27 protein-coding genes are annotated in these 26,506 nt (G+C 40.4%); 14 read left to right on the top strand and 13 right to left on the bottom strand.

Annotated elements, in window-relative coordinates:
• Positions 1-8: 8 nt before the first annotated feature.
• Positions 9-1,739 (bottom strand): LptF/LptG family permease, encoded by a 1,731-nt coding sequence (locus R8N23_RS08385; RefSeq protein WP_318171136.1) that lies wholly within the window; start codon positions 1,737-1,739, stop codon positions 9-11.
• Between the two features lie 295 nt (positions 1,740-2,034).
• Between R8N23_RS08385 and dinB the strand changes: the two genes are divergently transcribed.
• Positions 2,035-3,078 (top strand): DNA polymerase IV, encoded by a 1,044-nt coding sequence (gene dinB, locus R8N23_RS08380; protein WP_412071632.1) that lies wholly within the window; start codon positions 2,035-2,037, stop codon positions 3,076-3,078.
• Here the strand turns inward: dinB and R8N23_RS08375 are convergent, their stop codons facing one another.
• From R8N23_RS08375 to R8N23_RS08365, 3 genes are all read right to left on the bottom strand, one after another.
• Positions 3,079-3,813, bottom strand: a complete 735-nt coding sequence (locus tag R8N23_RS08375; RefSeq protein ID WP_318171134.1) for an NTP transferase domain-containing protein — start codon at positions 3,811-3,813, stop codon at positions 3,079-3,081.
• A 78-nt stretch (positions 3,814-3,891) separates the two neighbouring features.
• Positions 3,892-4,845 carry a CDP-alcohol phosphatidyltransferase family protein gene (locus tag R8N23_RS08370; RefSeq protein WP_318171133.1) on the bottom strand — a complete coding sequence of 318 codons (954 nt, stop codon included), beginning with the start codon at positions 4,843-4,845 and terminating at the stop codon, positions 3,892-3,894.
• A gap of 93 nt (positions 4,846-4,938) precedes the next feature.
• Complete coding sequence (locus R8N23_RS08365) at positions 4,939-6,075, bottom strand: phosphatidylserine/phosphatidylglycerophosphate/cardiolipin synthase family protein (protein ID WP_318171132.1); 1,137 nt, start codon at positions 6,073-6,075, stop codon at positions 4,939-4,941.
• Positions 6,076-6,504: 429 nt separating this feature from the next.
• Between R8N23_RS08365 and R8N23_RS08360 the strand changes: the two genes are divergently transcribed.
• Positions 6,505-7,638, top strand: a complete 1,134-nt coding sequence (locus R8N23_RS08360) for a glycosyltransferase family 4 protein (RefSeq protein WP_318171131.1) — start codon at positions 6,505-6,507, stop codon at positions 7,636-7,638.
• A gap of 133 nt (positions 7,639-7,771) precedes the next feature.
• On the opposite strand, the gene R8N23_RS08355 is transcribed toward R8N23_RS08360, so the two are convergent.
• The 4 genes from R8N23_RS08355 to R8N23_RS08340 form a co-directional block, all read right to left on the bottom strand.
• A complete protein-coding gene (locus R8N23_RS08355; RefSeq protein WP_318171130.1) occupies positions 7,772-8,242 on the bottom strand; it encodes a nucleoside triphosphate pyrophosphohydrolase family protein in 471 nt (156 codons plus the stop codon).
• An 82-nt stretch (positions 8,243-8,324) separates the two neighbouring features.
• A complete protein-coding gene (locus tag R8N23_RS08350; protein WP_318171129.1) occupies positions 8,325-8,435 on the bottom strand; it encodes a MetS family NSS transporter small subunit in 111 nt (36 codons plus the stop codon).
• Positions 8,432-9,925, bottom strand: coding sequence for a sodium-dependent transporter (locus R8N23_RS08345; RefSeq protein WP_318171128.1), 1,494 nt, complete (start codon positions 9,923-9,925; stop codon positions 8,432-8,434). The genes R8N23_RS08350 and R8N23_RS08345 overlap by 4 nt, the downstream gene beginning before the upstream one ends.
• A 282-nt stretch (positions 9,926-10,207) precedes the next feature.
• Complete coding sequence (locus R8N23_RS08340; RefSeq protein WP_318171127.1) at positions 10,208-10,786, bottom strand: YceI family protein; 579 nt, start codon at positions 10,784-10,786, stop codon at positions 10,208-10,210.
• Positions 10,787-10,881: 95 nt separating this feature from the next.
• Here R8N23_RS08340 and R8N23_RS08335 point away from each other — a divergent pair, with 95 nt between their 5' ends.
• The 4 genes from R8N23_RS08335 to R8N23_RS08320 are packed head-to-tail and all read left to right on the top strand — an operon-like array spanning position 10,882 to position 14,331.
• On the top strand, positions 10,882-11,397 hold the full coding sequence (locus tag R8N23_RS08335; protein ID WP_318171126.1) for a TlpA disulfide reductase family protein: 516 nt from the start codon (positions 10,882-10,884) through the stop codon (positions 11,395-11,397).
• Position 11,398: 1 nt separating this feature from the next.
• Positions 11,399-12,877, top strand: coding sequence for a Na+/H+ antiporter NhaC family protein (locus R8N23_RS08330; protein ID WP_318171125.1), 1,479 nt, complete (start codon positions 11,399-11,401; stop codon positions 12,875-12,877).
• Positions 12,877-13,710 carry a hypothetical protein gene (locus tag R8N23_RS08325; protein WP_318171124.1) on the top strand — a complete coding sequence of 278 codons (834 nt, stop codon included), beginning with the start codon at positions 12,877-12,879 and terminating at the stop codon, positions 13,708-13,710. Before R8N23_RS08330 ends, R8N23_RS08325 begins: the two co-directional genes overlap by 1 nt.
• A 57-nt stretch (positions 13,711-13,767) precedes the next feature.
• Positions 13,768-14,331 carry a GNAT family acetyltransferase gene (locus tag R8N23_RS08320; protein ID WP_318171123.1) on the top strand — a complete coding sequence of 188 codons (564 nt, stop codon included), beginning with the start codon at positions 13,768-13,770 and terminating at the stop codon, positions 14,329-14,331.
• Positions 14,332-14,337: 6 nt separating this feature from the next.
• Here the strand turns inward: R8N23_RS08320 and R8N23_RS08315 are convergent, their stop codons facing one another.
• Complete coding sequence (locus R8N23_RS08315) at positions 14,338-15,360, bottom strand: hypothetical protein (RefSeq protein ID WP_318171122.1); 1,023 nt, start codon at positions 15,358-15,360, stop codon at positions 14,338-14,340.
• 174 nt (positions 15,361-15,534) lie between these two features.
• On the opposite strand from R8N23_RS08315, the gene R8N23_RS08310 reads away from it, so the two are divergent.
• The 7 genes from R8N23_RS08310 (at position 15,535) to R8N23_RS08280 (ending at position 21,587) form a co-directional block, all read left to right on the top strand.
• Entirely contained in the window at positions 15,535-16,044 is a 510-nt protein-coding gene (locus tag R8N23_RS08310) for a phosphoglycerate mutase family protein (RefSeq protein ID WP_318171121.1), read from the top strand.
• A gap of 109 nt (positions 16,045-16,153) precedes the next feature.
• Entirely contained in the window at positions 16,154-17,320 is a 1,167-nt protein-coding gene (locus R8N23_RS08305) for a hypothetical protein (protein WP_318171120.1), read from the top strand.
• Between the two features lie 99 nt (positions 17,321-17,419).
• Positions 17,420-17,842, top strand: a complete 423-nt coding sequence (locus R8N23_RS08300; protein WP_318171119.1) for a hypothetical protein — start codon at positions 17,420-17,422, stop codon at positions 17,840-17,842.
• A gap of 726 nt (positions 17,843-18,568) precedes the next feature.
• Positions 18,569-18,739: a hypothetical protein gene (locus tag R8N23_RS08295; RefSeq protein WP_318171118.1), complete on the top strand. Its 171-nt coding sequence runs from the start codon at positions 18,569-18,571 to the stop codon at positions 18,737-18,739.
• Positions 18,740-18,868: 129 nt separating this feature from the next.
• The gene (locus tag R8N23_RS08290) at positions 18,869-19,432 is read left to right on the top strand and encodes a hypothetical protein (protein WP_318171117.1); all 564 of its coding nucleotides are present in this window, start codon (positions 18,869-18,871) and stop codon (positions 19,430-19,432) included.
• 364 nt (positions 19,433-19,796) lie between these two features.
• Positions 19,797-20,387, top strand: coding sequence for a GNAT family N-acetyltransferase (locus tag R8N23_RS08285; protein ID WP_318171116.1), 591 nt, complete (start codon positions 19,797-19,799; stop codon positions 20,385-20,387).
• Positions 20,388-20,510: 123 nt separating this feature from the next.
• Positions 20,511-21,587 (top strand): DKNYY domain-containing protein, encoded by a 1,077-nt coding sequence (locus tag R8N23_RS08280; protein ID WP_318171115.1) that lies wholly within the window; start codon positions 20,511-20,513, stop codon positions 21,585-21,587.
• Between the two features lie 454 nt (positions 21,588-22,041).
• Here R8N23_RS08280 and R8N23_RS08275 read toward each other — a convergent pair whose 3' ends face one another.
• The 3 genes from R8N23_RS08275 to R8N23_RS08265 form a co-directional block, all read right to left on the bottom strand.
• A complete protein-coding gene (locus R8N23_RS08275; RefSeq protein WP_318171114.1) occupies positions 22,042-23,040 on the bottom strand; it encodes a metal-dependent hydrolase in 999 nt (332 codons plus the stop codon).
• Positions 23,041-23,122: 82 nt separating this feature from the next.
• A complete protein-coding gene (locus tag R8N23_RS08270; protein WP_318171113.1) occupies positions 23,123-23,578 on the bottom strand; it encodes a hypothetical protein in 456 nt (151 codons plus the stop codon).
• Between the two features lie 158 nt (positions 23,579-23,736).
• Positions 23,737-24,786 (bottom strand): LD-carboxypeptidase, encoded by a 1,050-nt coding sequence (locus R8N23_RS08265; protein ID WP_318171112.1) that lies wholly within the window; start codon positions 24,784-24,786, stop codon positions 23,737-23,739.
• A gap of 113 nt (positions 24,787-24,899) precedes the next feature.
• On the opposite strand from R8N23_RS08265, the gene R8N23_RS08260 reads away from it, so the two are divergent.
• Entirely contained in the window at positions 24,900-25,562 is a 663-nt protein-coding gene (locus tag R8N23_RS08260) for a SemiSWEET family transporter (RefSeq protein ID WP_318171111.1), read from the top strand.
• Between the two features lie 65 nt (positions 25,563-25,627).
• Here R8N23_RS08260 and R8N23_RS08255 read toward each other — a convergent pair whose 3' ends face one another.
• The gene (locus R8N23_RS08255) at positions 25,628-26,464 is read right to left on the bottom strand and encodes a DUF4625 domain-containing protein (protein ID WP_318171110.1); all 837 of its coding nucleotides are present in this window, start codon (positions 26,462-26,464) and stop codon (positions 25,628-25,630) included.
• Between the last annotated feature and the right edge of the window lie 42 nt (positions 26,465-26,506).

The following is a 26,506-nucleotide window of genomic DNA, read 5'->3' as shown; positions in this document are numbered from 1 at the left end:
ACAAAGCCTTATACGGTTTGCTTTTTATTCTTTCTAGACTCCCACCAGCTTTTCGCGCGGTCAATCCAAACGCTGTAGAAGTCAGCATCAAATATCTTAGCATCCTTACGCGCCTGCTTCAGGAAGAAAACACCAATTGGAAACAGTACAACATTGGCCATCCAGGCAGCATACAAGCCATCTACCACCCCGCTTTTCGCCCACTTATCTCCTACACTAGTGAGCACATAGAAGATAATAAAAAAGAATATAGAGATGATCACAGGAAACCCTAAACCTCCTCGCTTTATGATTGCGCCCAATGGTGCGCCAATCAGAAACATCACGATACATGAAAAAGCCTGGGCGTATTTTTTATATTTCTCCACTACATGCGAATCTAGAGAAGTTTTCAAGCCTCGCATCTTTAGCACACTACTATTCAAAGTGGACTTAATGTTTCTAGCATTCCCTACAGCCCTCGACAGCACCTGATCTTTTACTCCTTGTTTTTCATAGACGCTATCCATTTTGAGTTTGATCAGGGCAATTAAAGAATCGCTATTAATAAATAAAGTATCCAAACGAGCCTTTTTCTCTATTTTTTTCTTGACTTGAAAGTTTTTTGTCTTTGCAGTGACCACGCCTCTGGTACTTTTTGTCCGGTCTTTCCTAAAAGATTTTGAAGCTAGTTTCTTTTTCGGAATCGAATCAGCTTCAGTTTCTAAAGAGTCTCTTGCATTTAGTTTAGCAATTTGCCGTAGCGAATCTCTCAAAGCCACTCTCAACTCCTTTAAAGAGTCAAGCATTTCCTTCTCTCTTGTTAATTCTTCTGGCGGAGAGATATACCCTGCCATGTGCAACTTATAAGAACCAGCTACACTTCCATACACTTTATGCTTTGAGTCCAACATAGAGTGGTTCATAGAATCAATACTCTCTGTTAATTCTTTAATGCCTTTCATGTACCTATTATCGGCAAAAAGATTATCATCCGTATCATTCAGATCAAATGATGCCAGACTGAAAACCAAATCCATATTGACGAATTTGGTCCTTACAAATTGAGTAATTTGATCCTTACCTTTCCGCCCCGAGGCCTTTTCTTCTTCTACGTAATAATTACCATTGAACAAATCCATCTTGAGATATCTATCCCCCATAAAGGAATACATTCTACAAGAATCAGCAAGTATTACCGTTTTATTACCCGATCCTGCCGTATGATCATAGATGACAATACCCTTGATGGAAATTCCGTCTGGGTATTTCTTTTCAATCTTGATACTATACTTTGGAATACCGTTATAAAATTGCCCCTCTCTAAGATCTAATGCAGGTTTCGTTTGCTTAATATCATACAACAAACTAAATGCTCGCAAGTTGGCAGTAGGCACCACTCGATCACTTAAAAAGAATGCGCCCAATGCCAGCATCAAACAAAATACAAACGCCGGCAAAATGATTCTAAGGAGAGAAATACCTGATCCTTTGATGGCGGTTAACTCGAAATGCTCTCCCAGCTTCCCATAGGTCATCAAGGACGAAATCAATACAGCTAGTGGCAACGCCATAGGCATTTGGTTGATACTGAAATATCCCATTAATTCCCCCAGAGTGGCAAAACCAATGTTCTTACCAATGAAGTCATCGAAATACTTCATCATGTAGACTAGCAACAAAATGAACACTGCCACCAAAAAGGTAATGACAAATGGCCCGATAAAAGATTTGAGAATAAGCTTATCGAGTTTTTTCATTTTTGAAGTCTAAATAAGGGGGATTTAATAATCAAAGTACCTGAATAATATTAATCATATTTGTGGAGCCACGAAATTTAGTGTGTTTTGCAAAATCAATCACAACCCATAGCAGTACGAGCAAAAACAAAAACACTGCCACAAAAAATATCTTCTTAGACTTGTTCATCAAATAGTTTACTTCGTATATCAGTAGATGCTCAGCTAAGCAAATTTCACATTAATAAATGATAATATAAAGCCAAATCAAAGATTGTCTGACAATTTACCCATACGAAAAATCATACACATAGATATGGATGCATTTTATGCATCCGTGGAGCAACGAGACCACCCGGAACTAAAGGGAAAACCGGTAGCTGTCGGTGGTAGTCGTTCTCGTGGAGTAGTAGCTGCGGCTTCCTATGAAGCTCGTAAATTTGGAGTAAGGTCTGCCATGCCGTCCGTCACTGCTTATCGAAGGTGCCCGGATATCATTTTTGTAAAACCCAGATTTGAAGTATACAAGGAGGTATCGCAAATCATTAGAGATATATTCTTTGAATATACAGATCTCGTTGAGCCTCTCTCCCTTGATGAGGCCTATCTGGATGTCACCAACAATAAAATTGGCCTTCCCTCTGCTACTTTGATTGCTGAAGAAATACGAAAGAAAATATTCGACACCACAGGATTGACTTGCTCGGCAGGTATATCTATCAATAAGTTCCTAGCTAAAACCGCCTCCGACATCAACAAACCCAATGGGTTCAAATTAATCAAACCAGATGAAGCCACTGCTTTTATAGAAACATTAAAAGTCAAAGACTTTTTTGGTGTAGGAAAGGTGACGGCAGAGAAAATGAAAAGAATGGGTATCCATACCGGATTGGACTTGAAGAACAAATCCATTGGGTTTCTAACCAAAAATTTCGGCAAGAGCGGCGCTTATTACTATAATATATGTCGCGCGATAGATGACCGAGAAGTCAACCCCAATCGCATCAGAAAATCAGTAAGCATTGAAAACACTTACGACGTAGACCTTACGGAAACTCAAGATGTTATCCTTGAATTGCAAGCTTTATCTGAATCGTTAGAAAAACGCTTGTCAAACAACCGAATAAAAGGAAAGACAGTAAATATCAAAATAAAATACGCTGACTTCGAGCAGGTAACAAGAAGTAAAACAGCACAAGTTTGGCTGTCTAAAAGTCAAGAATATGAACCGCTATGGAAGGAAATTATGAGTGAGCAAAAACTGACAGAAAAACCAATTCGACTCCTTGGTGTAGGGTTATCCAACCTGAATACAGAAGAGAAAGATGATCAAGGCCTTCAACTTACCCTTGAATTTTGATTATTTGGCGGCTCTTTGAGCCAGATGCTCCTGCGAACTCTTAAAATCTTCGGGGGTATCGATGTCATTCCAATAATATCCTACTACTTCAATTACTCTGGCTTTCTTCTCTGCAGAAAGGTGTGTAACAAGATTCGAAATAGACAATTTTTGATTCGTAGCGATATGGTCTAATACATCAAAAACATTCTTCTTCACATAGAACAAACCCGTATCGTAATAATTATATCCTTCAATCTCTTTCCCAATTCTATTGATATAATCATCAGCATCTACCTTGGTTACGTCATCCAAATCGATGTGTTCATTGTGCGCTCCAGGAATATCAACGGCTAATTTCAGATAAGCCCCTTTATCAAAGATCAATTTAGTCTTCAGATCATCCAGAAAGGCTTCTTCATAATAGTGATCCGCCATGGTAAAGAAAAATTCCTCGTCACCTATTTCATGAACCCAATCCTTTGCAGCATACAATGAATAGCCATTTTCCAATTCAAATTTCTCATTGTAAATGGTGGTGATGTTTGCATCATACTTTTGACGAATATCCTCGCAGATTTCCTCTAGTGCATCTTTATGAAATCCAGTGATTACTGCAAAGTCCGTTACTCCAATTTTTTGAAATTGGTCAATATGCCGCTCCATTAAACTTTGTCCTCCAACTGTCAAAGCAGATTTTGGCTGTCCTAAGTTTAAACGTAAGTTTTTGCCAGCGGCGAGAATTACACAGACCATAGAGTGATTGTAATCAGTTGATAGGAATGCGCAATGTTAGCAAATTATCAACGATTTATTACCCAATCTGTAATGAAATTAGGCAGATTCCTGAGTGGCCAATTGAAACTTCAATTGTTTCACGAAATCTTCATCCATGAATTTTTGAGCGAGCATCACGATAGCAATAGGTATCAGCTTGATCAGACATACAATAAGATACAAATCGAAACGTCCCATAATGCTAAAAAGCATAATTAGTGTTCTATGCGTATTGGTACCTCCCACTAACGCCCACCAAAACATGATAGGATTGAAAGTATTCCTGTATTTTTCAATAAACTTTTCTCTCGTGCTGTCATTGAAAGCAAAGTGCTCATATACATCTCGCATCTCTTCGGTACGAGTCACCAACATCCATTGTCTTTTGGTATAGTCAATTTCTAATCCTCTGAAAAACTTATTCCAAAAACCTACTTCATCAGATGCTTGTGGTAGTTCTACAATTTTTTTAACCTTAGAACTCTCAGAACCAGCAACATAATACAAGAATTCACTTTTGTAGAAATCGTATATCTGAGAGGTAAAAATATGAGAGACAACACCAGCTGGAATGGCTAACAAGAAAATAGTCCAACCCATTTCTCCTTGCACGTAATAAGCACAAGCTGCCAAGTAACAAGCGATAAATATGGCACTGTCAATGAATCCATCTATGAATCGACCAAGCTCAGTAGACTGCCCAGTCATTCTGGCTAATTGTCCATCAGCACTGTCTAACACCCCAGCAAGTGTGATAAGTACAGAAGCCCAAACCGTAATCACCCAGCTGTCTTGGTAGAACAACATGTATCCACCAGCTACTCCCACGATCAAACTTATGATAGAAACCTGTGTAGGTGTCATATTGAAAAATTTGCCCAATTTGGCAAAATACAATCCAAAGAATCGGCTGAATGCCAAGTCGAATCGCTCCTCAATATCAATAAGCTTAATGGTAGAATGAACTTCGGCGTTGTGATTGCTGAAGTGGTTTTTTATGCTACGTAACATTTACTGCGTATCTCGTTGTCAATTTAGGTCAAACACTCGCTGAGTTTTTGCGGCTGCAAAATTAGACTAATTTTCTACTAATTCCAGCCTTCCTTATACGTCAGACTTTCTAAATAGATATTTCAAACTAATTATGGATGCCACTACATGGCAAAGCCTGCTGATTCCAGCGAACACTAATGGGACAACGATATTTCGTTTACCCCCCAAACTTTTTTTCAATATGCTATTCTCAATATCAGGTTTTGAGATATTATCAATAAAACTTTGTACTATTTCTTGATTTTCCGTAATCATAACCACTTCCTCCTCAAAATAATAGCTGATGAAATCAAAATTGCTGCTCCCGCAGACAAGTCTCTTCCCATCTATCAATATGGCTTTGAGGTGTGACATTCTACCCTGATACTCGTAAAAATTAAAGTACCCTTTCATCAATTCATTGGTAAGGATCGCCTTGAATATGTTTTTATTATTGATACCCGGAGAAACAATATCAAGCCTCACCCCGTCAGCCTTATGGTTTCGAGTATAGGTCAATAAAGGATCAGAGACATATGGTGAAAAGATTTGAATCGATTCTTTGGCCTGGTCAATGTTATTGAAAACCTCTTTGTAAATCTCTTTACTTCGATAGCCATCGAGATAGTACATTTTCGTATCACCCAAGTCGTTGACGATTGATTGGTCATTCTCCGCAACAGATCGGTGAAAGTCGTTAGATAATGACCTCGCCATATCAGCGCTATTCATTTCCACCATCATATCGTGCCACTCAAAATTGTGCTCACAGAAGTTGAGGCCACCAATGAAAGAGACCTCCTCGTCGATAACCACCATCTTTTTGTGATTTCGGTGTGGGTATTTGAGAAACAAAAAACCAAGCGGATTGGTGTATTTGACTTTGATACCATTGGCTTTGGCTTTCTTGATAACAGCTGCAGTATTTTTTACTTCAGCACGGAACGCCTCATCTTTGAAATAACCCAGACTATAAATGAAGCGATCATTGATCACAAATTTTGAATAGGAATCCAGACAGAGCTGAATGTCTTTGGCTGGAGAAGCAATCAAGGTATCTACGAGCCACTCCCCCACAGAATCCCCCTCAAAAGACATGGCTTGTATATAAATACTTTTCTGTGCTTTAGCCGCTAATGCTTCAAATCGTACTTTGAATGCATTTGAATCTACTAATACCTGTCCGGTCATTTGTTTATTTATTGTCATGAAGGTCATTCAAAAGTCAATACTCACCAATACTTGTCACATTGAGCTACGTCGAAATGTCTGTCTGCTACTAGCATCTAGGCTTCGAGGGCCCGGACGGCGTACCGCTCAGCCTGACATCAGGTTTGACTTTTGAAATAGCTTCAAATTACGATTTGCAAAAAGCTTAGTTCAACCAATTGAATACCAAAAATTGGAAAGCAGCAAAATTAGCTGAAAAGCGCAATTCAGTTCCAGTTCAATCGAACTAATTCGTTTCTCCAATCAGAGTCACTCGCTAGAGAACTCTGATTCTTACTCAAAACTCAGAGTCCTTTTCAAGTGACTCTGAGTAGTCTTATGGTGAGATTATGTGAAAATATTGTAACTCCTATTGGGTACTCTTCAAAATATTGTTTTTTTGCGTCCAAACTAAGTACCCATTCCTTTATGAAGATCGCACAAGTATGTCCGTATGATTGGTCCAGACCTGGAGGTGTAAAAGCCCATATTGAAAATTTGGCCATCTATCTAAGGAAAATGGGGCACGAGGTAAAAATCATCGCGCCTAATGTAAATGCTGATCAGATTAATGATCCAAATGTCAAATTGATTGGAAAAGGTAGAAGCACCACACTATGGGGTGGAACCGAGATCGACATCAACGTGGCCAAAGGCGAGGAAGTCAATGAATTAAAAAAGTATCTTAAGGAAGAGCAATTTGATTTGTTGCATTTTCACAACGGATGGACGCCATTCATGACGTACCAGGTGAGATACTATTCCAAAGCCAAACACATTGGGACTTTTCATGATACGCCAGCCGATAATTTCCTGATGCAGAAATTCGTAGGGCCTATACTGATGCCGTTGGCGGCAAGCTTAGTTTGGAAGGTCGCCGATCATATGATTTCTGTTTCTGAATCTCAAGCCAGATATGTCAAGTCTTTTCTAGCGAAAGACCCGACCATAATTCCGAATGGCATCAATCCAGAGCAATTCAATACTTCCTTTGAACCTATCGAGGAATACAAGGATGGTAAGTTCAACCTCCTATTTCTTGGGCGATTTGAAGAACGAAAAGGGCTATTCTATACACTGAAAGCCTTCAAAGCACTAAAAGCGAAATACCCAGATATTCGTTTATTGATCGCTGGTGATGGTGAACAAAAGCAAGAAGCGCTGGACTTTGTTGCTGACAACAAATTGGAAGATGTGGTTTTCTTAGGCTTCATAGACGAAGAAATCAAGGCCAATTTGATACGCACCGCTGATGTACTACTCGCAACTGCCATCTATGGTGAAAGCTTTGGTATCGTGCTCTTGGAAGCTATGGCGTGCGGCACACCGGTAGCCGGATTCGGAAACGAAGGCTATCTCAACGTGATCAAATCGCCCTGGGACGAGTATTTTCCAACCCCTCGAGATTTAGAAACGCTCACTGACAAAATCGAAAAGCTCTACCTCAATGAAGATATCAGAAAAGAGATGTCGGCTTGGGGAATCAAAGAAGCGAAAACCTATGAATGGGAACATGTGACTAATCAGGTGTTTGAGGTGTATGAGATGGTGATGAATCGTTAAACACGCGCGTCATTACCCGGCGATGTCCGGGTAATCTTTATCGGTACGCAGGACATTCGAATATTGCAGCACTTATCATAAGCAGATTCCCTGAATGCTCCTCCGTCGCATCAGAGAATGACGAATTTCTGAATTACTTTCCCAAAATTCCTTTCAAATCAGCGGGAGAATATTCCACAGATTTCAATGTCTTATCGTCTTCCTTACGATAAACCAAGAATAGTCCATCTGCCTCTTTGATGTAGCTGTCCGTGTCTTTGTTTTCTTTGTAATGCTTGACAGTTGCTTCGGCTTCTTCCATGGTTTTGCAAGCCTTGCTCATATTCGAGCGCTGTACTTCGTTGAATAGTTCTACGAATTTATCTCCTAGGCCAAATTCCAAAACCGCGCCCGACAGTACGTATTGAATATCACAAAGTGCGTCAGCCACTTCCACCAAGTCATTGTTATCAATCGCCTCTTGTAGTTCTTTCAATTCTTCAGAAATCAACTCTACTCTCAAGGCACACCTTTTAGCATCTGGGATAGCCGGAGCATCTACGATAGGGTGTTTGAATGTCTTATGAAACTCGGCAACCTGATTGAGTGAATCTATCTTCTCCATGAAATTCTTTGTTGATGTTGAAAAATTGAAAGCTCGAAATTCTTCATTCACCTCTTAAATCCCAAAAAATGTGGAAAAGTATCTAGCCTTTCTTTTTTGATTCATTTCGCATGGCCAATGACAGAAAGTAAACAAACCCTCCGACCACAGTTCCAAGAATTAAAATCATACCGATTATTGCTGAAGTACTCATTTTTTAGTTGCGAATTTGTTGTACAAAAATTTATTCATCAAGAATCCAATCAACATCACAGCTCCCCATTGTGTAAGAATAGATGCGTTACTGTAGACATCAAAGAAATTCCAATGGCCATTGGCATCGAACCATGGATACTCACTGTAACCTTGCGACAACCACCAGTAAATTAAGAACAGCGCCAAGACTATATTTCCACTCATGCAGATCACAAAGTATTTGGTTGAAACTTTGAAATCAGAATCTTCATCTACCAGTTCTTCTTTGAATTTCTTAGCTCCAGATTTAACTACGGCGAACAAAATAAACAGACCTGTTACAATCAAACCTACCCCCCAAACCCAATCCTGGTTGGTAAAGAAATCCAAAGAATAGGCAGAAGGGAAACCAAATATGATAAAGAATATCACTACTCTGGTCATCGCACTCTTTCGACTGAAACCTAAGTCGTTTAGATTTCTTGTAAAAAGCTCAATCATGGGCAACAACGAACTAAATGCTGCCAGAAACAAAGCCGTAAAAAAGACGATTGACAATAATCCACCGCCTGGAAAAGTTGAAAACAATTTGGGTATAATGGTAAAAGTCAAGGCTTGATTTCCAGATTGCAGGTATGACACCGCACCCTCATATGATGGAGCCAGCGCAAATACTGCCGGAAGGATCGCCATACCAGCCACTAACGAAGCCGTGTTATTTCCAAAAGCACTAATAAACGTATTAAGGGTAACCTCCTCATTTTTTCTCGAATAAGAAGAAAGTGTCATCATCAGTCCCCAGCCGGCACCTGTAGACCAAGCCGATTGAGTCAGCGCTTCGATCCAAATTCTTGAATTTCCAAAATCATCCCAATTGATAGAGAACATGTATTCCAATCCTAAAACACCATTCTCCATATTGAGCGCAATGGCAGCAATGATGAGGAGCAAGAAAAACAAACTGGGAATTAGAATTTTGTTAGCCTTTTCTAAGCCTTTCTGTATCCCTTTGGACAAGACAAAAACACCTAATAAGACGTTCAAAATATAAAGTCCAATGGTGATCCAATTGCCATTAGAAATGGAATTCCAAAACTGATTGAGGTATTCGGGGTTCTCGACCAATTTTTCAGACAATGGCTGCGTATCAACCAAGTTCCCCAAAGAGAAACCAAGATAGCGCAATGCCCAAGCCGTAACGATCGAATAATAGAATGCAATCCCAAGTGTACAAATCGTGACGAAGAACCCCATCCAAGTGTACTTCTCTCCCGCCAGTTGAGCATAAGAGCCAATAACTCCTTTCTTGAATTTCTTACCGATCGAGAACTCTGCTAATAACAGAGGTATGGACCAAATAAAAAGAAATAGAATCCACAGAATAATAAATGTACCTCCGTACTGTCCTGCCAATCTTGGAAATCGCCAAAGGTTACCGGCACCAATGGCCATCCCTAAGGAGGCCAATACAATTCCCCATCTATTACTAAACTGATCTGTCTGACTCATAATTTGGTTGTTGTTTGTCAAATCGACCTAAAACAACCTAGGCCGGCATTTTTAACAATCGCCAATATTATGGAAAAAACCGACAGAAAAAAAGAATACTTATATCTGCGGAGGATTAGTGAATATAGTATCAAAAAAAGAGGTCTTCTCTCGAAGACCTCCACCAATTCAAATAATTAATTTACTCACAAAGTGAGAGTTTAATGCCACGAAACGCACCTCATTAAACAATTATTTACATAAATCCTGGCTCATGTGCTTGCTCTTGATTTGGTTGACTCATCAAATCTTTACGAGTTCGAGATTCAATTTCACATCCACTTCTTCTCCAACTACCAGGCTACCGGTATCCAATGTATCATCCCACTTCAATTTATAATCAAATCGATTGATAGTGAAACTAGCTTTAAAGCCGCTAACCGTCTTCTTCCCCATATTGATCATGCCACTATAAGTAGCAGGGAATGTGATTTTTTTAGTTACGTCTCTAATCGTGAGCATTCCGGTGATCTCATATTGATCTCCATCCTTTTTCTTAAATGATTCACTCACAAAAGTCATTTGAGGATATTGTTTCGCATTGAAAAAATCATCTTCTTTCAAATGTTTGTCACGAGTAAGATTCTCAGTTGAAACGCTTTCTACCTTCACCTTTGCATCAATCTTAGCGCCATCAAATGAGTTCTTCTTGGCTTCCAACTCACAAGTAAAATCTGTGAATTTTCCTGTCACCGTAGATATGGTCATGTGTGATACCTCAAACTGAATAGAAGAATGGGCAGGATCTGCCTTCCACATGGTTTGAGCACTGACAGAATAAACTACGAAAATCGATATTAGTAATAGAAAAGCTCTTCTCATTTTGGTTAATGTTTGTTTCACATAATATAATCAATTTTGAAAACATTACCTATGAAAAATATGTATGTTTGGAATTTGATAAATACTACTAGCTTATGAAGATTGCCCATTTGTCCTGTCTGCTCATGTTCTTGGTTTTTGGTTGTTCCACCCCCAAAAGCAATGATGAAAATACAGAGGTAGAAAATGAAACCGCAGAAATCAACCCTCCACCAAACGACAAATATTTCATGCAAGCCACAGATGGCACCTACTACTATCTGGAAGAGCTGGTAGGCAAAAGAGTCTTCATCAACTATTGGGCGACCTGGTGCAAACCGTGCATAGCAGAAATGCCAGACATACAAGCAGCAGCAGAAATCTTAACTAAAGAAAACTATGTATTCTTTTTGGTCTCTGACCAAGACATGAACAAAATCAAGGAATTCGAAAACAAAAAAGGCTTCAATTTGACTTTTGCCAAACTCAACGGGAAAATTCAGGACCTAAACATTCAGTCTTTGCCCACTACCATGATCTACAATACCAATGGAAAACAGATAAGAAAAATCGCCGGAGCGGTAAAATGGGATAGCGAGGACATGTTGAACAGCCTGAGAGAAGTAGAATAGTATGAGCGAATATGGATTCTGGTCATTAGTCCCCCCTCTTGTAGCTATAGGTCTGGCCCTTCGTACCAAACAGGTTTTTCTTTCACTTACTCTTGGTATCTGGATTGGTTGGGTAATTATCGAAGGCGGCAACCCATTGTCAGGATCGTTTGCTACACTGAACGCCTTTGTGGCCGTATTCGAAGATGCTGGTAATACTAGAACGATCATATTCACACTCCTCATTGGGGCACTCATTGCACTTATCCAACGGTCTGGTGGAGTAGCCGGGTTTATCGAATCAGTTAAGAACGTTCTAGAAAAACAAGAACAGAAAAATCGAAACAACCGACGTTTGGTGCAGCTTTTTGCGTCTCTGACTGGAATCGTAATTTTTGTAGAGTCCAACATTTCCATTCTAACCGTAGGCACACTTTACCGTCCCATCTTCGACAATCTAAAAATACCTAGAGAAAAACTGGCCTACCTCGCTGATTCAAGCTCTGCGCCGTCTTGTATTATCTTTCCATTTAATGCTTGGGGGGCTTACATTATGGGACTCTTGGTGATGCAGGGATTTGATCGTCCTTTTGCTACGATGATGAGCGCCTTGCCTTACAACTTCTATCCATTCTTAGCACTAGGAATTGTTGGCTACATCATCTACACGGGCAAGGATTTTGGTCCTATGAAAAAAGCTGAAAAACGCGCACAGGATGAAGGCAAACTCATCGCGGATGGATCAACGCCTATGATTTCTGACGAGGTGTCTATGCTAGAAGCCAAAGAAAACATTGCACACCGAAGTATCAATATGATTCTTCCTATCATCACCATGATCGTCATGATGCCGGTTATGCTGGTCTATACCGGATGGGAAAGTCTGGAATCAACCGAAGGCAGTTTCATTGATTTATCGCTGCAAGCCATGGGCCAAGGTTCTGGTTCTACTTCTGTACTTACCGCGGTAGCCACATCTGTACTCATCGCTATAGCCCTTTATAAAGCACAGCGATTATTAGGCATTAAGGAAATGGTAGGCCTTTCCCTCAAAGGCATGTCCGGCATGGTGTCTCTCGCCATATTGATGGTATTTGCCTTTGCACTCGGAAGTCTTTGTAAAGAATTGAAAACAGGACTCTATGTAGCAGAAGTCTCGAAAGCCTGGCTTTCGCCCAATCTGGTTCCGGCGATTGTGTTTTTAGTAAGTTGCTTTATCGCCTTTAGCACTGGTACCTCCTGGGGTACATTTGCCATCATGATTTCTATAGCGGTGCCGATGGCTACCTCTATGAATGTAGATCCACACCTGGCCATAGCGGCAGCTATTGGCGGCGGAGTATTTGGAGATCACTGCTCACCAATATCGGATACTACGATCATTTCATCTATGGCTTCTGCAAGCGACCATGTGGATCATGTCAATACCCAACTTCCGTATGCATTGACTGCTGGAGGTGTAACCTTGATTTTGTACTTAGCACTTGGATTTTTAATGTAATGAGAGGATTATTCATCCATATCAAAAGATTATTCCTCTTAGGAATTGTGACTGTTTTGATAGGCTCTTGTACTAAACCAAAAACAGAGCTCATTCTTTTAGGTACGGTACACCAACCAGTCGAGAACTTCAATGCAGACAGTTTGTACAACATCTTGGTAAGAATTTCGCCAGACGTCATTCTGTACGAAGTAGACTCCTCTTTTTTTACGGACCAATTTGAATTCAATACCAGCTGGAAAAGCAATGAATATAAAGCCACTTCAAAATATGCCAACCTGAATGAAGTCATCATTAGACCCTACGATTTTACGGGTAGAAATGAATATAGAAAAGCTATAGGCGCTCGTCCCACCGACGGCTTGGCCAAAGCATTGTTAGATAGTTTATATCAAACCGGTCTGCTCAACCCTGCAGATCAGCTTCAATACGAAAGCTATCTACGAGTCAATGACACTTTAAATGCGCTGGCTTATTATGGTGCAGCATCATTTAACAATCCTGCCACAGACAGCATTGCTCAATCCAGGCAACAATTACAATATGAGTCGCTGGCCAAGATCATGGAACAGTATCCTGTATTTTCGGATATTCATTATCAAATGGAAAATGGAGACAGCATCAGTTTTTTGGATGGATATAAACGAGCAGGTGAATTTTGGAAAATGAGAAATGAGGCCATGTCGAAGCACATTCTTCACTTTGTAAAAACATATCCTGGAAAACGAATTCTGGTACTCAACGGCTTCTTCCATAGGTATTACCTAAATAAGTTGCTTCTACCAGTGTGCAACGAGCATGATTTTGTTATCAAAAATTTTGACGAGTATTAAATCAACTTCACACTCCGTGCTTCGTTAAGGTAGCCATTAGTTCATATCTACAGATTGATGATATCAAGAAAGGCAACCCCAAACGACATACCAGGTATATTGGCGCTGCAGGCTCAAAACCTGATCAGTGAACTCAGTGAAGAGCAGAAAGCTACCAATGGCTTTGTTACCACACCCTTCACACCTGAATTACTAGATGAAATTATAGGATTAGGGTGGGCTTTTGTCACTGAGATTGAGGGTCAAATTGTAGCCTATCTATTTGGCGGTTCCTGGCCTTACTATGAGAAATGGCCCATCTTTCCATATATGACTTCCAGGTTTCTGAATTGGAAATTCAAAGAATGGGAAATCACGAATGAAAATAGTTTTCAGTACGGACCAGTCTGTATAGATGCTAATCACAGAGGGAAACAAATCATCAATCATTTGTTCGAAGCCATGCGCAAAGACTTTATCAAAGCTTATCCATTGGCAGCCACCTTCATCAATCAAGCCAATCTAATATCGACCAAAGCTCACCTCAAATTGGGCTGGACTATTGAAGATGAGTTTGAGTACAATAATTCTAAATACTATGGGTTAGCGTATGATATGTCTATCCCTGTTGCATTGCTTTAGATTAGATTATCGTAGTTTCACCAACACAAGATCTACAATCTCCTTAGCCGTGGTTATTCGACTCATATCAGTGTATAACTTTCCATCTCGGCCAGAATGATGTCCATGACCTATAAGATGCAACAACTCATACCGTTCAGATCGATCACTATCCAGAAGATCAGAAGAATAAATCATGGAGGGCTGACCAACCTGACCACTGCCTGAATATATTTCGTCATCAGGAAATTTATCTTCACTGTAAAACTCGTTCCAATCATAAGATTGATTCACTTCCATCAAAATTCTATATTGATTCACGCGGCTTTCACTTTTTGTTTGAATGATAAAGTTGTTCGTTGGTGTGGCTCCAGAGACGCCATCTAAATCGGCCGCCGGCGTCAGAGGAACATAGTATCCGTCCTCAGCCAAAATGTTTCTTTTATGTGACCAGAATGGCAAGGCTTCTGGACGTCTTTTCACGGAAGGTTTCCAAACGTCCCCTTCTTTGATTCCATAGTCAAAAACACCAGAAGCAATTACTCTGGAGATATACAGTGTCTCTATATAGTTACCCGCTGAGTCTTCCAACCAAATGGCAAACAATGGATATTTAAAGGCCCTTCCTTTTTTTACTTCAACTGCTAATGGTCTGGAAGCTATTGACTCATTTACTTTAATCAATTGATAGTCAAATGAACTCTCTTCTTTACCCACTTGTCTATTTCGCCACTCATTGCCCCAATCATACAAAGCATTAATTCCAGCCACATTCTGATAGCCTGCGAAAACAATCAAAGACAAAAGCACAGTCAAAATTAAACCCTGATATTTAGCCAGGTGCTTAGATCTTTTGCCGGTCAAATAGTTCTTGAGTGGTCTCTTATTATTCACAATATGAAAGGTCACACTCAATACAAAAAACATGGCGAACAAAGTATGAATGGCTGCAACATTCTTCTGAAATGCATTAAAATACATGACCCCACCTGACAGGGTTAATACAAGAAAAGTTAGGATCAAAAAGTTACCTACAAGACTTCGGTTCATATGTCTCTGTTTATTAAAAAAAACAAAGCTAGATCGAAGGGACACTTAAGTCAATAAGGGGCAAATTCACCCCTATGAATTTTCTCTTTCTACAAAGCCACAACTCTCATTAAAAACTCAAATCCATACATTTACAAAATGTGTTGACCATATTTACACCATATTCTCACTGGCATGAAACATCTTCTTTATTTCTTACTTTTCATTATTTGTCATCTTTCTTGTACGCCCACAAGCGAAGAACCATTCACCATCTACCTGGTCAGGCATGCTGAAAAAGATGTGTCGGATAAAACCAACTCGGACCCTACTTTAACCCCCTGTGGCGAGGAGAGAGCCGAAAGTCTCGCTGTTTTCTTTGACCAAGTAGCATTGGAAAAAGTCTACAGCTCAGATTACATCCGAACCAAAGACACTGCCAATCCAACTGCTGAATCCAAAAACAAAGACCTAACGCTATACAACCCTGGCGAATTAAATACCATCGCCCAAGTGCTACTGGAGCGAAAAGAAAATGCCTTAGTCGTGGGTCACAGCAATACCACAGGCGTATTGGCTGGGCTTCTTTGCGATCAAAAAATTGAACCCTTTGATGAAAGTATTTACAATCGCATCTACCAAGTGGTGATCAGTGATAAGACTCCACAACTACAGGTTTTTCATACGGCTTTCTCTTGTGAGTGATATATCTTGAGCGGTGCGGTTTAACTTTTCATTAACAATTGATAGGAAAATATTAACAAGCCCTGGTGCTGAGTTTGGCTTTCTTTGAATTCAAAAAAAAACCAAACTCATGAAACTCAAATTATCAATTCTTTTAATTTTTCCTGTATTTTTTACGTTCGCGCAAACTAGCGATATACAAATCCAACCACACATTCGATTACCACAAGACAGTCTTGTCAGCCAGCAACTTGTGCATGCACTGAATGGTTTTTTGGCAGCAAGCGCCGAACCCAACGAAGACAACCCTTGGGTGCTGGAATCCCAAAGAATAGAAACTCATATCCTATTGGATGAATTCAAGGACATAGAAAAGAGCCAGGCCTTTGCTGACAACCACTTCTACCAACCCTATTTGAATAATGTAGTAGAGTTAAATGAAAATCAATACCTCATCCAGCTCTCCTACATCGGTACAAAAGATACAGTAAGTCACCTCAGGGCATCTTACGAACTGATTGCTCATCGATCGGGAGATTCATTCAAATTCTCCTCTCCGCTCATTTACAATACACGAAACTGGAAGACAGCCGAAATCAACAACAATATCTTTCACTATGCAAACCACATCAATGAAGACAACCTGCAAGCCTTTGGCCGCCTCGCTCACGAGTTTGACGAAAAACTCAAAATTGAAAACAAAATCACAGAATTCTACTGTACAGAAAATCTCACCACCTTGCTCAAACTCATGGGTGTGAACTATCGACTGGATTACAATGGTGTGCGTCAGGCCAACTTCAGTTCGTCTCTTGAAAACAAGAAGCTGATCATCTTAGGCAATAACAATGCAACATTCGATAACCTAGATGCGCATGACCTGTGGCACGATCGATTGAGTCTGAAAATCTCGAGAAGGAAAGTAAACAAGCCCGTAGACGAAGCATGCGCCTATTTATACGGTGGTAGCTGGGGGTTGACCTGGGAAGAAATTTTCGATCGGTTTTATGCGCAAGTGGCCAGTGATAAAAAGACCAATTGGATGCAGATCAAAGAAGAGCCTGTAAACTTCGGTGAAAGTAGAGCCACGCACTTGATGGCGGACTATGTGGTAAATGCGCTTGTCATACAAAAAATAGAAAAAGAACAAGGATTCGAAGGCGTATGGCAAATGCTCAACTGTGGCCCTTTCGAAAAAGGAAATGCCAATTATTATTCAGCCCTCGAACAATTGACAGGAATAAGCAAGGCAAATTACAATAAGGCGGTCTGGAAGCTGATCAAAGAAGAAAGATAGCTTCCTTAGACAGAATAAATACACTTGATGCAACCCTCTGGCGATTCTCTGCATCTGAGTCTTAGTTTTTAAAATTTTATTAATCATAAACTCAAAACTATGACTACCAATCTTACGCCTCCTCTATGGAGACAGCATGTCTTACGTGTACTTTTTTTACTTATTCTTGTCGGCCTGGGGCCTGATCATTGGGCAGAAGTATTTGCGCCTACCAACGTACCAAGTCCCATGTCTGGGGTGACGATCAGTTTCTATGCCGCCTTCTCCTTTTTATGCCTACTGGGGATTCGGCACCCATTGAAGTTTATCCCCCTGCTTTTGATCCAACTGGTGTATAAATCCGCCTGGATCATTGGTACTTACCTGCCTGCAAAAAGCACCGGGCTGCTGGATGACAACTACGAATCCTGGTTTTGGTCGATGGCACCCGGCATCGTGATCGATCTAGTGGTTATCCCTTGGGGATATGTCTATCGAGAATACTTGAAGGACTTTTTTGTATGGAAAAAAGCCGCTGAGTAGTTCTACGGCCTGAGCTCTTGTAATTTCCCTACATATCCACTACTTTGGTAATCGGTCTGGTCAGCAGCTTGTCAATGCCTGTTTTTTTTATTGCAGACCATCAATCTGCTAGCCTAACCGCAGCCATTCTGAGAAAGTGTAATAAACGTTTAAAAAAATGCTTATTAAGCTCCGTTTGGTTAGAACGATGATTTTAAGTAAAATTAAGAGACCAAAAACATATAGTGGATAACACACACTAGTGTGTGTTATCCGGTTGTTAGCCATAACTTATGAATTATCGTACAATTGCTATTCTTGGAGTAGGTTTCTTTTTTAGCCCGACATTTCCTGGGTTCGGATTAAGAGACTTAATAACAAAGTTGTTAGAAAGGGTATTTTTTCAATCATCAATTAACAATATCATTAGTGCACTAAGTGCGAATATTATCGGACTAATTTGCTCCGTCGTAATATTTAACTACACACTTAACAGGTTATCAAAAACCAATTTTTCTGATAAATCGGAAACTCGTAGAGCATTCTTAACATCAATAGCTTTTTATTTATCCTATCAAATTATTTGGACTTCACTACCTTTTATTGACGGATTAATGGGTATTGAATATATCAACAACCTTAATCAGGGTTATAATAATTTGAATTACGATTTAACAATTGCGCCATTTTTCTGGTTAACAGGTATAATAATTGGAGCCTTCATTCTATTCAAAAACCTAAAAAAATATGGCTAACAAATTGTATGAGATCATGGTCATATCAGATGATAGAACCTCCCCTGCCATCATCGACGATCATATGTCACCGAGAACAGCTACGATGGTATTAGTGACTTGCTACGCGGACAAAGTCGTTGGCGCTCGTTGTTTCTTACCTGAAGGCGGGCTAATCCGATGACTTGTCCAGTTCATTTTGCCGCGGCAAAATGTAGGTTTTGAGCTTTTGACATATGATCTTTGACCAGCGCACCCTATCTTTATGACCACAGATCCATACAGGGTCGTTATGGCTAATTGAAGTCGATCTATGAAACTCATTTACTCACTTCTACTTTCTGTCCTCTTAATTTCATGTCAAGAGAACTCTTCCGAAGAAATTGACCTTGCGGGACATTGGCAAAGCCTTACAGATGGTGTACATGACATTTATACGGAATTCTATTTTCATGAGGACACTATTGAACGCTTCAATATCGATTGGGAATTACTGCCCTATGCGAAGTACGAAATTCGTGAAGATTCGCTAATAACTAACATAAGATATAAGATTGACATTCAAGGTGAACAGTCTATTGCCTTGATCAGTGAATTCGATACAATTCAATTGAATAAACTGATCACGAACGGCGTAACAATTGAACAGCTCCTGAACGAAGGATACTTTGCAAAGGACTTGAACGATTCGATTTATAGGAAAAAAATGAATTCATTTATCAACGAATCTTTCCGAATTAGAGAACTGGAATACAAGTTTGATAGAGCAATCCTAAATAAGGACACTTTGCTCACCTTTTGGAAATCGCAATTAACAGCAGACTCGCTCAATAAAGGTCTGTATGAGCTTTGGATCAAAGAGTTTGAGAAAAAATAGCCATAACATTATGTATGAGGCATATGCTTGCGTGCTTTCTACAAACTGCATCGGGACTCGACCGTGAATCAGCCGCTGAAGAAACTTCTCTGCTTTCTACCAAGCTCATTTCGCAGGAGTTTTGACCTTCTATGCGCACTGCCACTTGGATACTTTGGAAGCACCGGCTGAATTCACTATTTTAGAGCTGTCCACAAAGTGAGAGCATACGCCTCATACATGGTCGATATCTATGGTAAAAACAAGTGTATTGGCCTTTTTTTAATCCAATTTCTCTTGATAAGGCGTTCCCCTACTGACGCAAGTTTAGCGCAGCGTAACTTGTGATTTTTGTCAGCAGATATAGTCCTGGTTGTAATTAATTATGAAGGATAAAAGTAAGATACCGTCATTTGAAACTGAACGACTGATATTAAGAGCGGTTGAATTATCCGACGCCGATGCGTATAAAAAACACTTCGTGGACTATGAGGTAATCAGGTATTTGTCAAGCCTTGTTCCCTGGCCTTATCCGGAGCATGGTGTGCATGATTTTATCAAAAATGTAATCATTCCAAATCAAGGTCAAGGCAGATGGGTGTGGGGTATTTTCCTTAAAGATGAACCTCAAGAACTTATTGGATGTATTGATCTGTGGAAAGAAGGTAAGCCAGAGCACAGAGGATTTTGGTTGGCCAAAAAACATTGGAGCAAAGGTATCATGACAGAAGCCATGCCTCCCATATTGAGTTATGCCTTCGATTCCCTTGGCTTTGAAGAATTGATATTTGCTAATGCCGTGGGTAATGTGGCATCCAGAAGAATCAAAGAAAAAACAGGTTGCGAATTCATCAAAATCACCAAGGCAAAATACGTGGATCCAAAATTCACTGAGCAAGAGCTTTGGAAACTCACTCGAGAGCAATGGGCGAAAAATTACAACACCCCCACTGACGACTATAAATCAATTCTTTAGGAATAGAAGGATTAATATCTCAACTACTGAAAAAATCGAATGGGACCATTACTTGAATCGAACCTTTCTATACATTTGAAAACACGAAACCAACAGAACTCCATCATCACAACATCAACCTATATGTCAACATTTAGTATCGTCGTAATTGTCACCGTAGTATTGGCGGGATTTCTCTTATTTACAGCTTGCAGACCCTTCTCCGGACCGGTCGACGAAGCCCTTTCGGATAACTATTATTACAACCGCGACAAAAGCGATATCCAATACAGTCGGATGGGCAATTGGTTCGAACTGGGCAATACTAAGATGAATGCAGATGTAGCCTCTTTTGAAGTGCTTGGCTTAGAATATGCCAAAGACAAAGACAGAGTGTATTACAAAGCCGAAGACATTACGGCTGAGGTCGATCATGCTACATTTCGTGTCGTCGACTACATAGGCTATGACAAATCACATGTCTATGTAGCACAAGAATTTGCTCACGGAAGGATGTCCGAAAAACCTATGCCTAAAGAAACCATGCTAAAGATTGAAGGCGCTAATCCTGACACCTTCGAATTCATGGATTATGACTGGAGCAAGGATGACAAACTGTACTTTTATAATTACAAAGCTGTAGATGTAGACTACGCAACCTTTGAAATACTCAATGATGTAAGCAGCAAAGACAAAAACACCGTCTACCTTCACAGGCAAGATGAAATCATCCCCTCTTCTATTGATGTTGCTAGTATTCAGGTCATAGACAACCACTATATCGCGGACAAGGACTACCTCTACTCGTATAGCAACTGGCTCGAGGATATGGAAGAAGCTCTCTTAAAAATACCTGTGAAGAATCTTGAATCTATTTCAGTCATGGAGCATGATTACTTGCTAGTGGATGATAAAGTATATCATAATAACCAGCTGATGCCTATGGCAGACAGAAGCAGTTTCAAATTTTGGAAGGACACCTACTATGGAGCTGACAAAAACCACATCTATTATTTAGGGAAACCCATGGAAGGCGTCGATATGGAGACTTTCCATGTGTACGAATACCAAGCATACACCAAAGACAAAAACAATGCATACTTCGATGGCCAAGTATTGGAAGGTGTTGATTTGGCGACTTTCGGTCCCAAGGATGCCGATGGCCTTTTATTCAAAGACAAAAATCATGTCTATAGAGGGAATGAGATTGTGACGGAGTAAAGCAGGTGAGTTGCTATTATCAAAAGGCTTTTGTATTAGTTTCTTAACACTTTTTGAAAGATAAAACGGACAGAAATCAAAAAAATAGGGTATTGATCTGGCCTTGAATTAATTCCGTTAAGAAATTCGGCTTTGTGAAAATCGAATTTAAATCCACTGTTTGAGCATAGCGAGTTTGGATTTAAGTGCAGTAAAAAGCCGAAATTTAGGAATTTATTCACAGCCTAGGGTTTTTTGCTTCGTTTTTGGGCTATGCCAAAAATGAAGAGTCCACCTGGCTTGTGAACGTATGACGAATAATCTAGTACCCTCTAAAGTATCTCGTTTTGAGTCAGTTTATTTTCTGAATAATAAGACAGCAGCAAGTATCCGCAAGGGATTGCCGCACTTCGCTGCGCTCCGTTCGCAATGACGAGATGTTTCGAGCCTCGGCAAAAACAAAGATTGCAACCAATTAATTTCCCTTCACCCGCTGCCATAAATCTGCCAGTAGCTTCTTGCCATCCCTTTTGGTTTTAGGTACTTCTGTAAATGTGACTTGACCGGATGAATTTGTTTCGATCTGGTAACTAAACACAAAATCCTGTGCCTTAGGTTCTAGGCTCAAAAGGCCAAATCGCAGATCGTTGAAGTACAACTTTCCCTCCTTTTGGCTGATGGTGTACCACCCTTCTGAAATAGCGATCATTCGCTGTACCGGTTCCTGATCAATTAATGCTCCCAAGAGCTGATGATTCTTTGGATAAGATTCAAAGGTGATCGGTTGAGAATCAAACAATGAATAGTTTCCTAACAGATAAGCGACTTCAGTTTCCACATTGGCGCTCCAAAGGATGGTGTTCAAAGGTGAAGGACGAGTATCTAGTTGTGAATAGCTTATGTCTTGTGCTTTTAAGGCGGATTCAAATTGCGCGTAAGCCATCCACTTCAGTAAAAAGGTGAGTAGCAAATAGCCCGTGCTCACATACAAACCCAGACGATTGTAAAACTGACGTTTGATGGCCGATCGTTTTTGCAGCATCGTCAAAATCAAAAACACCAAGAAGGGCAATGTGTATAATGGATCGATCACAAAGATGGTCTTGAAAGCCAGTCGCAAATCAAAGGGCCAAAACAACTGCGTACCCCATGTAGTATGCGCATCTAATATGGGATGTGTAATGAATGCCCAGAAGAACAACCAGGACCAACTTTTGAAATTCCTCAGACTTTCGTATCGAGAAACTAGCCACCCAAAAACAGGAGCAAATAGCACAGAAAAAACAATGGAATGCGTAAACCCGCGATGTACAGCTAAAGCTGTCACTGTATCTGTGACATGTGAAGCCATCACATCTAAGTCTGGAATGGTTCCGGCAATGGCGCCATAAAGCATCGCTTTATTGCCTACCTTCTTTCCTAATACGGCTTCACCTACCGCGGCACCCAATACTATTTGTGTTACTGAATCCATTTAGATTTCTTCATTCTACAATACGCATATCTTGACTCATTATTAGTCACAAGTTACGCTTCGCTAAACTTGCTGCCAGTAGTTAATTCTTTTTCGAAACAGCTAATATTAAAAAACACAAAGACAGGCATTCTAAAACCACTCTCCCCCAATGCCAGCTGGCCCATGTTAGTAATTCGTTTTTCAGGTCGACTTCGTTAAATGCAGATTGATAGAAAGCTTGATTAGTCCCTTTGAAATAAATGTAAAAACAAGAGACAAATAAAATGGCCAGCGCGGTTGAAGTCAGGGCATATTTGAAACCCGCCGATCGATTGCTATAATAGTAAATAGCTAATGCAATAGGAATCAACAAAGCCACAATGGTCAGCACCGTGTAGAATCGATTAATAGCTGGTCCGAATTCTTGATAGTAGCTATAAAATTCACTGGAAGACATCGATTGCCAATAGGGAACCAGCAGAACGCCTTCTGTAATTTGGCTCCCAACAAAAATGGAAAATACGGCTATTAAGTAGTAATTCAATTGGTTTTTCATATCTAACAAATTAATTGATTTAAACTTACGCCAGCATGAGTGTTTAACACTTATGCTATCAATATTTCCGAGTTACAAACTCGATATTCATTGTTAGTCACAAGTTACGCTTCGCTAAACTTGCGCCAGTGAAAGCCAGTGAAAAGGTGTTTACCTAATCACTCCACCCCTTTCTCCAACAGCTTCAAACTTCCATTCTCTACATCCAGCTCGGCTTGCACGCCAAAGGGTAAGGTGGCATTGTCATCGATATGACCTATGGGTAGACCATAAAGTACCGGAATATTTATATGGCCGAATCGATCTTTCAAGACGTTCTCCAAGCTGGTCGACAATGCAAAGTCTGGATCATCGGGTTTGGTTTCGCAGCCTCTAAATACACCCATAGCAACTCCCTTGGCTTCGCTGAGTTTACCTGAATTGAGCAACTGCGTCAGCATACGGTCTACGCGATAAGGCGACTCCCCTATTTCTTCGATGAAAACGATCTTGCCTTTAAAATCAATATCATAAGGCGTACCCATGATTGAGCACATCAAACTGAGATTACCGCCCACCAATCCACCTTCAGCCGTACCTTCTACAATGGGCAAAGATTGGAATGCAGGATCTTCATTTTCTTCCCACTCCTTCGGTCTTTCGAATTTGGGTGCTTTGCCTTTCATTAGTACTTGCTCGAAGGCCTTATCCGTAAACTCCGAATACTCAGAAGCGCCTACCGGTCCATGAAAACAAACCAAACCCGTTTTCTGATGGATGCCATAAAGCAGCGCTGTGATGTCGCTGTACCCGACCAAAACTTTCGGGTTGGCCTTGATCAGATCATAATTGATCTTTGGCAACAGCCGTCCTGACCCATAACCTCCCCTGGCACAAACGATCCCATCGATATTGGGGTCAGAAAACATTTGATGTAGATCATCGAGTCGCTGCTGGTCAGTGCCTGCTAAAAAGCCTTTGCGCACGCTCATATTGTCCGTGTATTTCACCACAAACCCCATGGCTTTCAAGTTCTCCACAGCCTTTTCGAAAGCCTGTCTGGTCACTGCGCTGGCTGGAGTGATCAATCCAATCGTATCTCCTTTTTTTAGTGCTTTGGGTTTGATCAGCGATTGATTTTCAACTGCCTTTGCATGGGCGGCATTGAGGGTAAGCATAGTGGCCGCAGAGGCCACAGCCGATTTCTTTACAAAACTTCTTCGATCCATAGAATCGAAAATAGGGAATTCACGTAGAAGATGAAGATTAATTAATAATATATTGGCAAAATTGAGCCGTTCACCATTTCTTCATCAGTTTTGCTGGACTATTAACATTTTCTATGAATTCATACGCACCTCTATTTGGCTACTTGGCCGTGGCACTGACGATCTCCAGTTTTGTTCCGCAGGTTTGGCAATCACTCAAGACTCGATCGGTCGAAGATTTGTCCTTGTGGACATTGATCATTTTTGTTTGTTCGTCTAGTACCTGGCTCACCTATGGTATCCTAATTTTTGATTTGCCCATCATCATTACCAATACTATCGTTTTTACTCTTCAGATGGCATTGCTGGTTCTAAAATTGAAACACAATGGTCCACGGCAACCAAAAATTAAAATAGAGCATGCCGCCATTTGGGTGAATGATCTCGAAGGTATGAGTGCGTTTTACTCCAAGTACTTTCAGGCTGAAAAAGGAAATCGATATGAGAATCCAGCGAAAAATTTCAGTTCATATTTTCTTCGATTTGATCATAGAAAAACTCGAATCGAATTGATGCACAACCCCGATTACCTGCCACAACAAGAAAGTGACAAAAAGCACAATGGCTTGGCACACCTGGCCTTTTCAGTGGGTACTAAACAACGGGTAGACGAACTCACCAATCAATTTAGAGCGGATGGCTTCTCTATTTTAGGCGAGCCCAGAACCACAGGTGACGGCTATTATGAAAGTGTAATAGCCGACCCTGAGGGGAATCCCATCGAGATTACGGAATAATCTAGCCATAAAAAAAGGACCAATGGCCCTTCTTAACTTTAACTGAACTGTATTATATATTCCAATCAATCAAAATGTATTTCAATAGTACCGCGACTAATATTGCCATCAGCATCTTCAACTCTTACAATTAAATGAAGATGCTCTCCTTCTTCTAATTCATCCAGATCAGATTGACTTACCACGATAGACTCGTTGGCTAGTAGATTCCGAAATTGCACCATACCTTCACCTTCAACATCAAACTCCTTGTCATAGATGGCGTCTTCAAGTACACGTCCGTGATTGTGTCCGTCATGATCTCCTTCTTCCTCGTCCAGATGACCTACGCTAATATCAATATGTGCCAAAGTGCCACTTTCGTCGAGTACATACCCGTCAACCTCAAGCGCCTGTCCTACTACACCTTCCAGCTCTTCGATTTCAACGTCATTGGCATCAGTAAATGTGATATGTCCCATTTCCTCGTTGGTAATCCAGATTTCTACTTCTACATTAGAATCATCCTGAAAAGATGTTGAGTTGCCTGCTGCATCAATAGCTTGAACAATAAAGTGGTACGGGCCGGCGGTTACTGTTGCCGGAATTTCAATTTCCTGATGCATATGAACATTCGTACCTTCCGTCTCATAGCTTTCACTGAAACTAAATTTACTTTGCATTCTTCCGTGCGCATGGCCATCGAAATTATCATGAATAGTAATGCTATAGGTAGCCAAATCCACATCATCTTCCAAATCACCATGTACCTCCATGGTTGTTCCGGCAGCAATAGCTTCTCCATTTACAGGATCCTCTAAGGTAATCGTTGGCGCCGTTGTATCTACAGCATCATCGTCATCACAAGAAAACCAAACCGGTGCTACTAAAATGGCTAAAAGCCATACATTCATCTTTTTCATTTGAAAATTTTTATTTGCAACAATATTGCAATATTAATACTA

Source organism: Reichenbachiella sp. (genome assembly GCF_033344935.1).
GTDB lineage: Bacteria > Bacteroidota > Bacteroidia > Cytophagales > Cyclobacteriaceae > Reichenbachiella.
This window is presented reverse-complemented; position numbering and strand designations above follow the sequence as displayed.

Excerpts from the sequence above, each read along its gene's own strand:
- R8N23_RS08330 (WP_318171125.1), top strand. The coding sequence starts at position 11,399 with ATGAGCGAATATGGATTCTGGTCATTAGTCCCCCCTCTTGTAGCTATA.
- R8N23_RS08385 (WP_318171136.1), bottom strand. The coding sequence starts at position 1,739 with ATGAAAAAACTCGATAAGCTTATTCTCAAATCTTTTATCGGGCCATTT.
- dinB (WP_412071632.1), top strand. The coding sequence starts at position 2,035 with ATGGATGCATTTTATGCATCCGTGGAGCAACGAGACCACCCGGAACTA.
- R8N23_RS08260 (WP_318171111.1), top strand. The coding sequence starts at position 24,900 with ATGAATTCATACGCACCTCTATTTGGCTACTTGGCCGTGGCACTGACG.
- R8N23_RS08270 (WP_318171113.1), bottom strand. The coding sequence starts at position 23,578 with ATGAAAAACCAATTGAATTACTACTTAATAGCCGTATTTTCCATTTTT.
- R8N23_RS08285 (WP_318171116.1), top strand. The coding sequence starts at position 19,797 with ATGAAGGATAAAAGTAAGATACCGTCATTTGAAACTGAACGACTGATA.
- R8N23_RS08275 (WP_318171114.1), bottom strand. The coding sequence starts at position 23,040 with ATGGATTCAGTAACACAAATAGTATTGGGTGCCGCGGTAGGTGAAGCC.
- R8N23_RS08255 (WP_318171110.1), bottom strand. The coding sequence starts at position 26,464 with ATGAAAAAGATGAATGTATGGCTTTTAGCCATTTTAGTAGCACCGGTT.
- R8N23_RS08325 (WP_318171124.1), top strand. The coding sequence starts at position 12,877 with ATGAGAGGATTATTCATCCATATCAAAAGATTATTCCTCTTAGGAATT.
- R8N23_RS08310 (WP_318171121.1), top strand. The coding sequence starts at position 15,535 with ATGAAACATCTTCTTTATTTCTTACTTTTCATTATTTGTCATCTTTCT.
- R8N23_RS08305 (WP_318171120.1), top strand. The coding sequence starts at position 16,154 with ATGAAACTCAAATTATCAATTCTTTTAATTTTTCCTGTATTTTTTACG.
- R8N23_RS08265 (WP_318171112.1), bottom strand. The coding sequence starts at position 24,786 with ATGGATCGAAGAAGTTTTGTAAAGAAATCGGCTGTGGCCTCTGCGGCC.
- R8N23_RS08290 (WP_318171117.1), top strand. The coding sequence starts at position 18,869 with ATGAAACTCATTTACTCACTTCTACTTTCTGTCCTCTTAATTTCATGT.
- R8N23_RS08345 (WP_318171128.1), bottom strand. The coding sequence starts at position 9,925 with ATGAGTCAGACAGATCAGTTTAGTAATAGATGGGGAATTGTATTGGCC.
- R8N23_RS08375 (WP_318171134.1), bottom strand. The coding sequence starts at position 3,813 with ATGGTCTGTGTAATTCTCGCCGCTGGCAAAAACTTACGTTTAAACTTA.
- R8N23_RS08335 (WP_318171126.1), top strand. The coding sequence starts at position 10,882 with ATGAAGATTGCCCATTTGTCCTGTCTGCTCATGTTCTTGGTTTTTGGT.
- R8N23_RS08370 (WP_318171133.1), bottom strand. The coding sequence starts at position 4,845 with ATGTTACGTAGCATAAAAAACCACTTCAGCAATCACAACGCCGAAGTT.
- R8N23_RS08355 (WP_318171130.1), bottom strand. The coding sequence starts at position 8,242 with ATGGAGAAGATAGATTCACTCAATCAGGTTGCCGAGTTTCATAAGACA.
- R8N23_RS08365 (WP_318171132.1), bottom strand. The coding sequence starts at position 6,075 with ATGACAATAAATAAACAAATGACCGGACAGGTATTAGTAGATTCAAAT.
- R8N23_RS08280 (WP_318171115.1), top strand. The coding sequence starts at position 20,511 with ATGTCAACATTTAGTATCGTCGTAATTGTCACCGTAGTATTGGCGGGA.
- R8N23_RS08320 (WP_318171123.1), top strand. The coding sequence starts at position 13,768 with ATGATATCAAGAAAGGCAACCCCAAACGACATACCAGGTATATTGGCG.
- R8N23_RS08315 (WP_318171122.1), bottom strand. The coding sequence starts at position 15,360 with ATGAACCGAAGTCTTGTAGGTAACTTTTTGATCCTAACTTTTCTTGTA.
- R8N23_RS08300 (WP_318171119.1), top strand. The coding sequence starts at position 17,420 with ATGACTACCAATCTTACGCCTCCTCTATGGAGACAGCATGTCTTACGT.
- R8N23_RS08340 (WP_318171127.1), bottom strand. The coding sequence starts at position 10,786 with ATGAGAAGAGCTTTTCTATTACTAATATCGATTTTCGTAGTTTATTCT.
- R8N23_RS08350 (WP_318171129.1), bottom strand. The coding sequence starts at position 8,435 with ATGAGTACTTCAGCAATAATCGGTATGATTTTAATTCTTGGAACTGTG.
- R8N23_RS08360 (WP_318171131.1), top strand. The coding sequence starts at position 6,505 with ATGAAGATCGCACAAGTATGTCCGTATGATTGGTCCAGACCTGGAGGT.
- R8N23_RS08295 (WP_318171118.1), top strand. The coding sequence starts at position 18,569 with ATGGCTAACAAATTGTATGAGATCATGGTCATATCAGATGATAGAACC.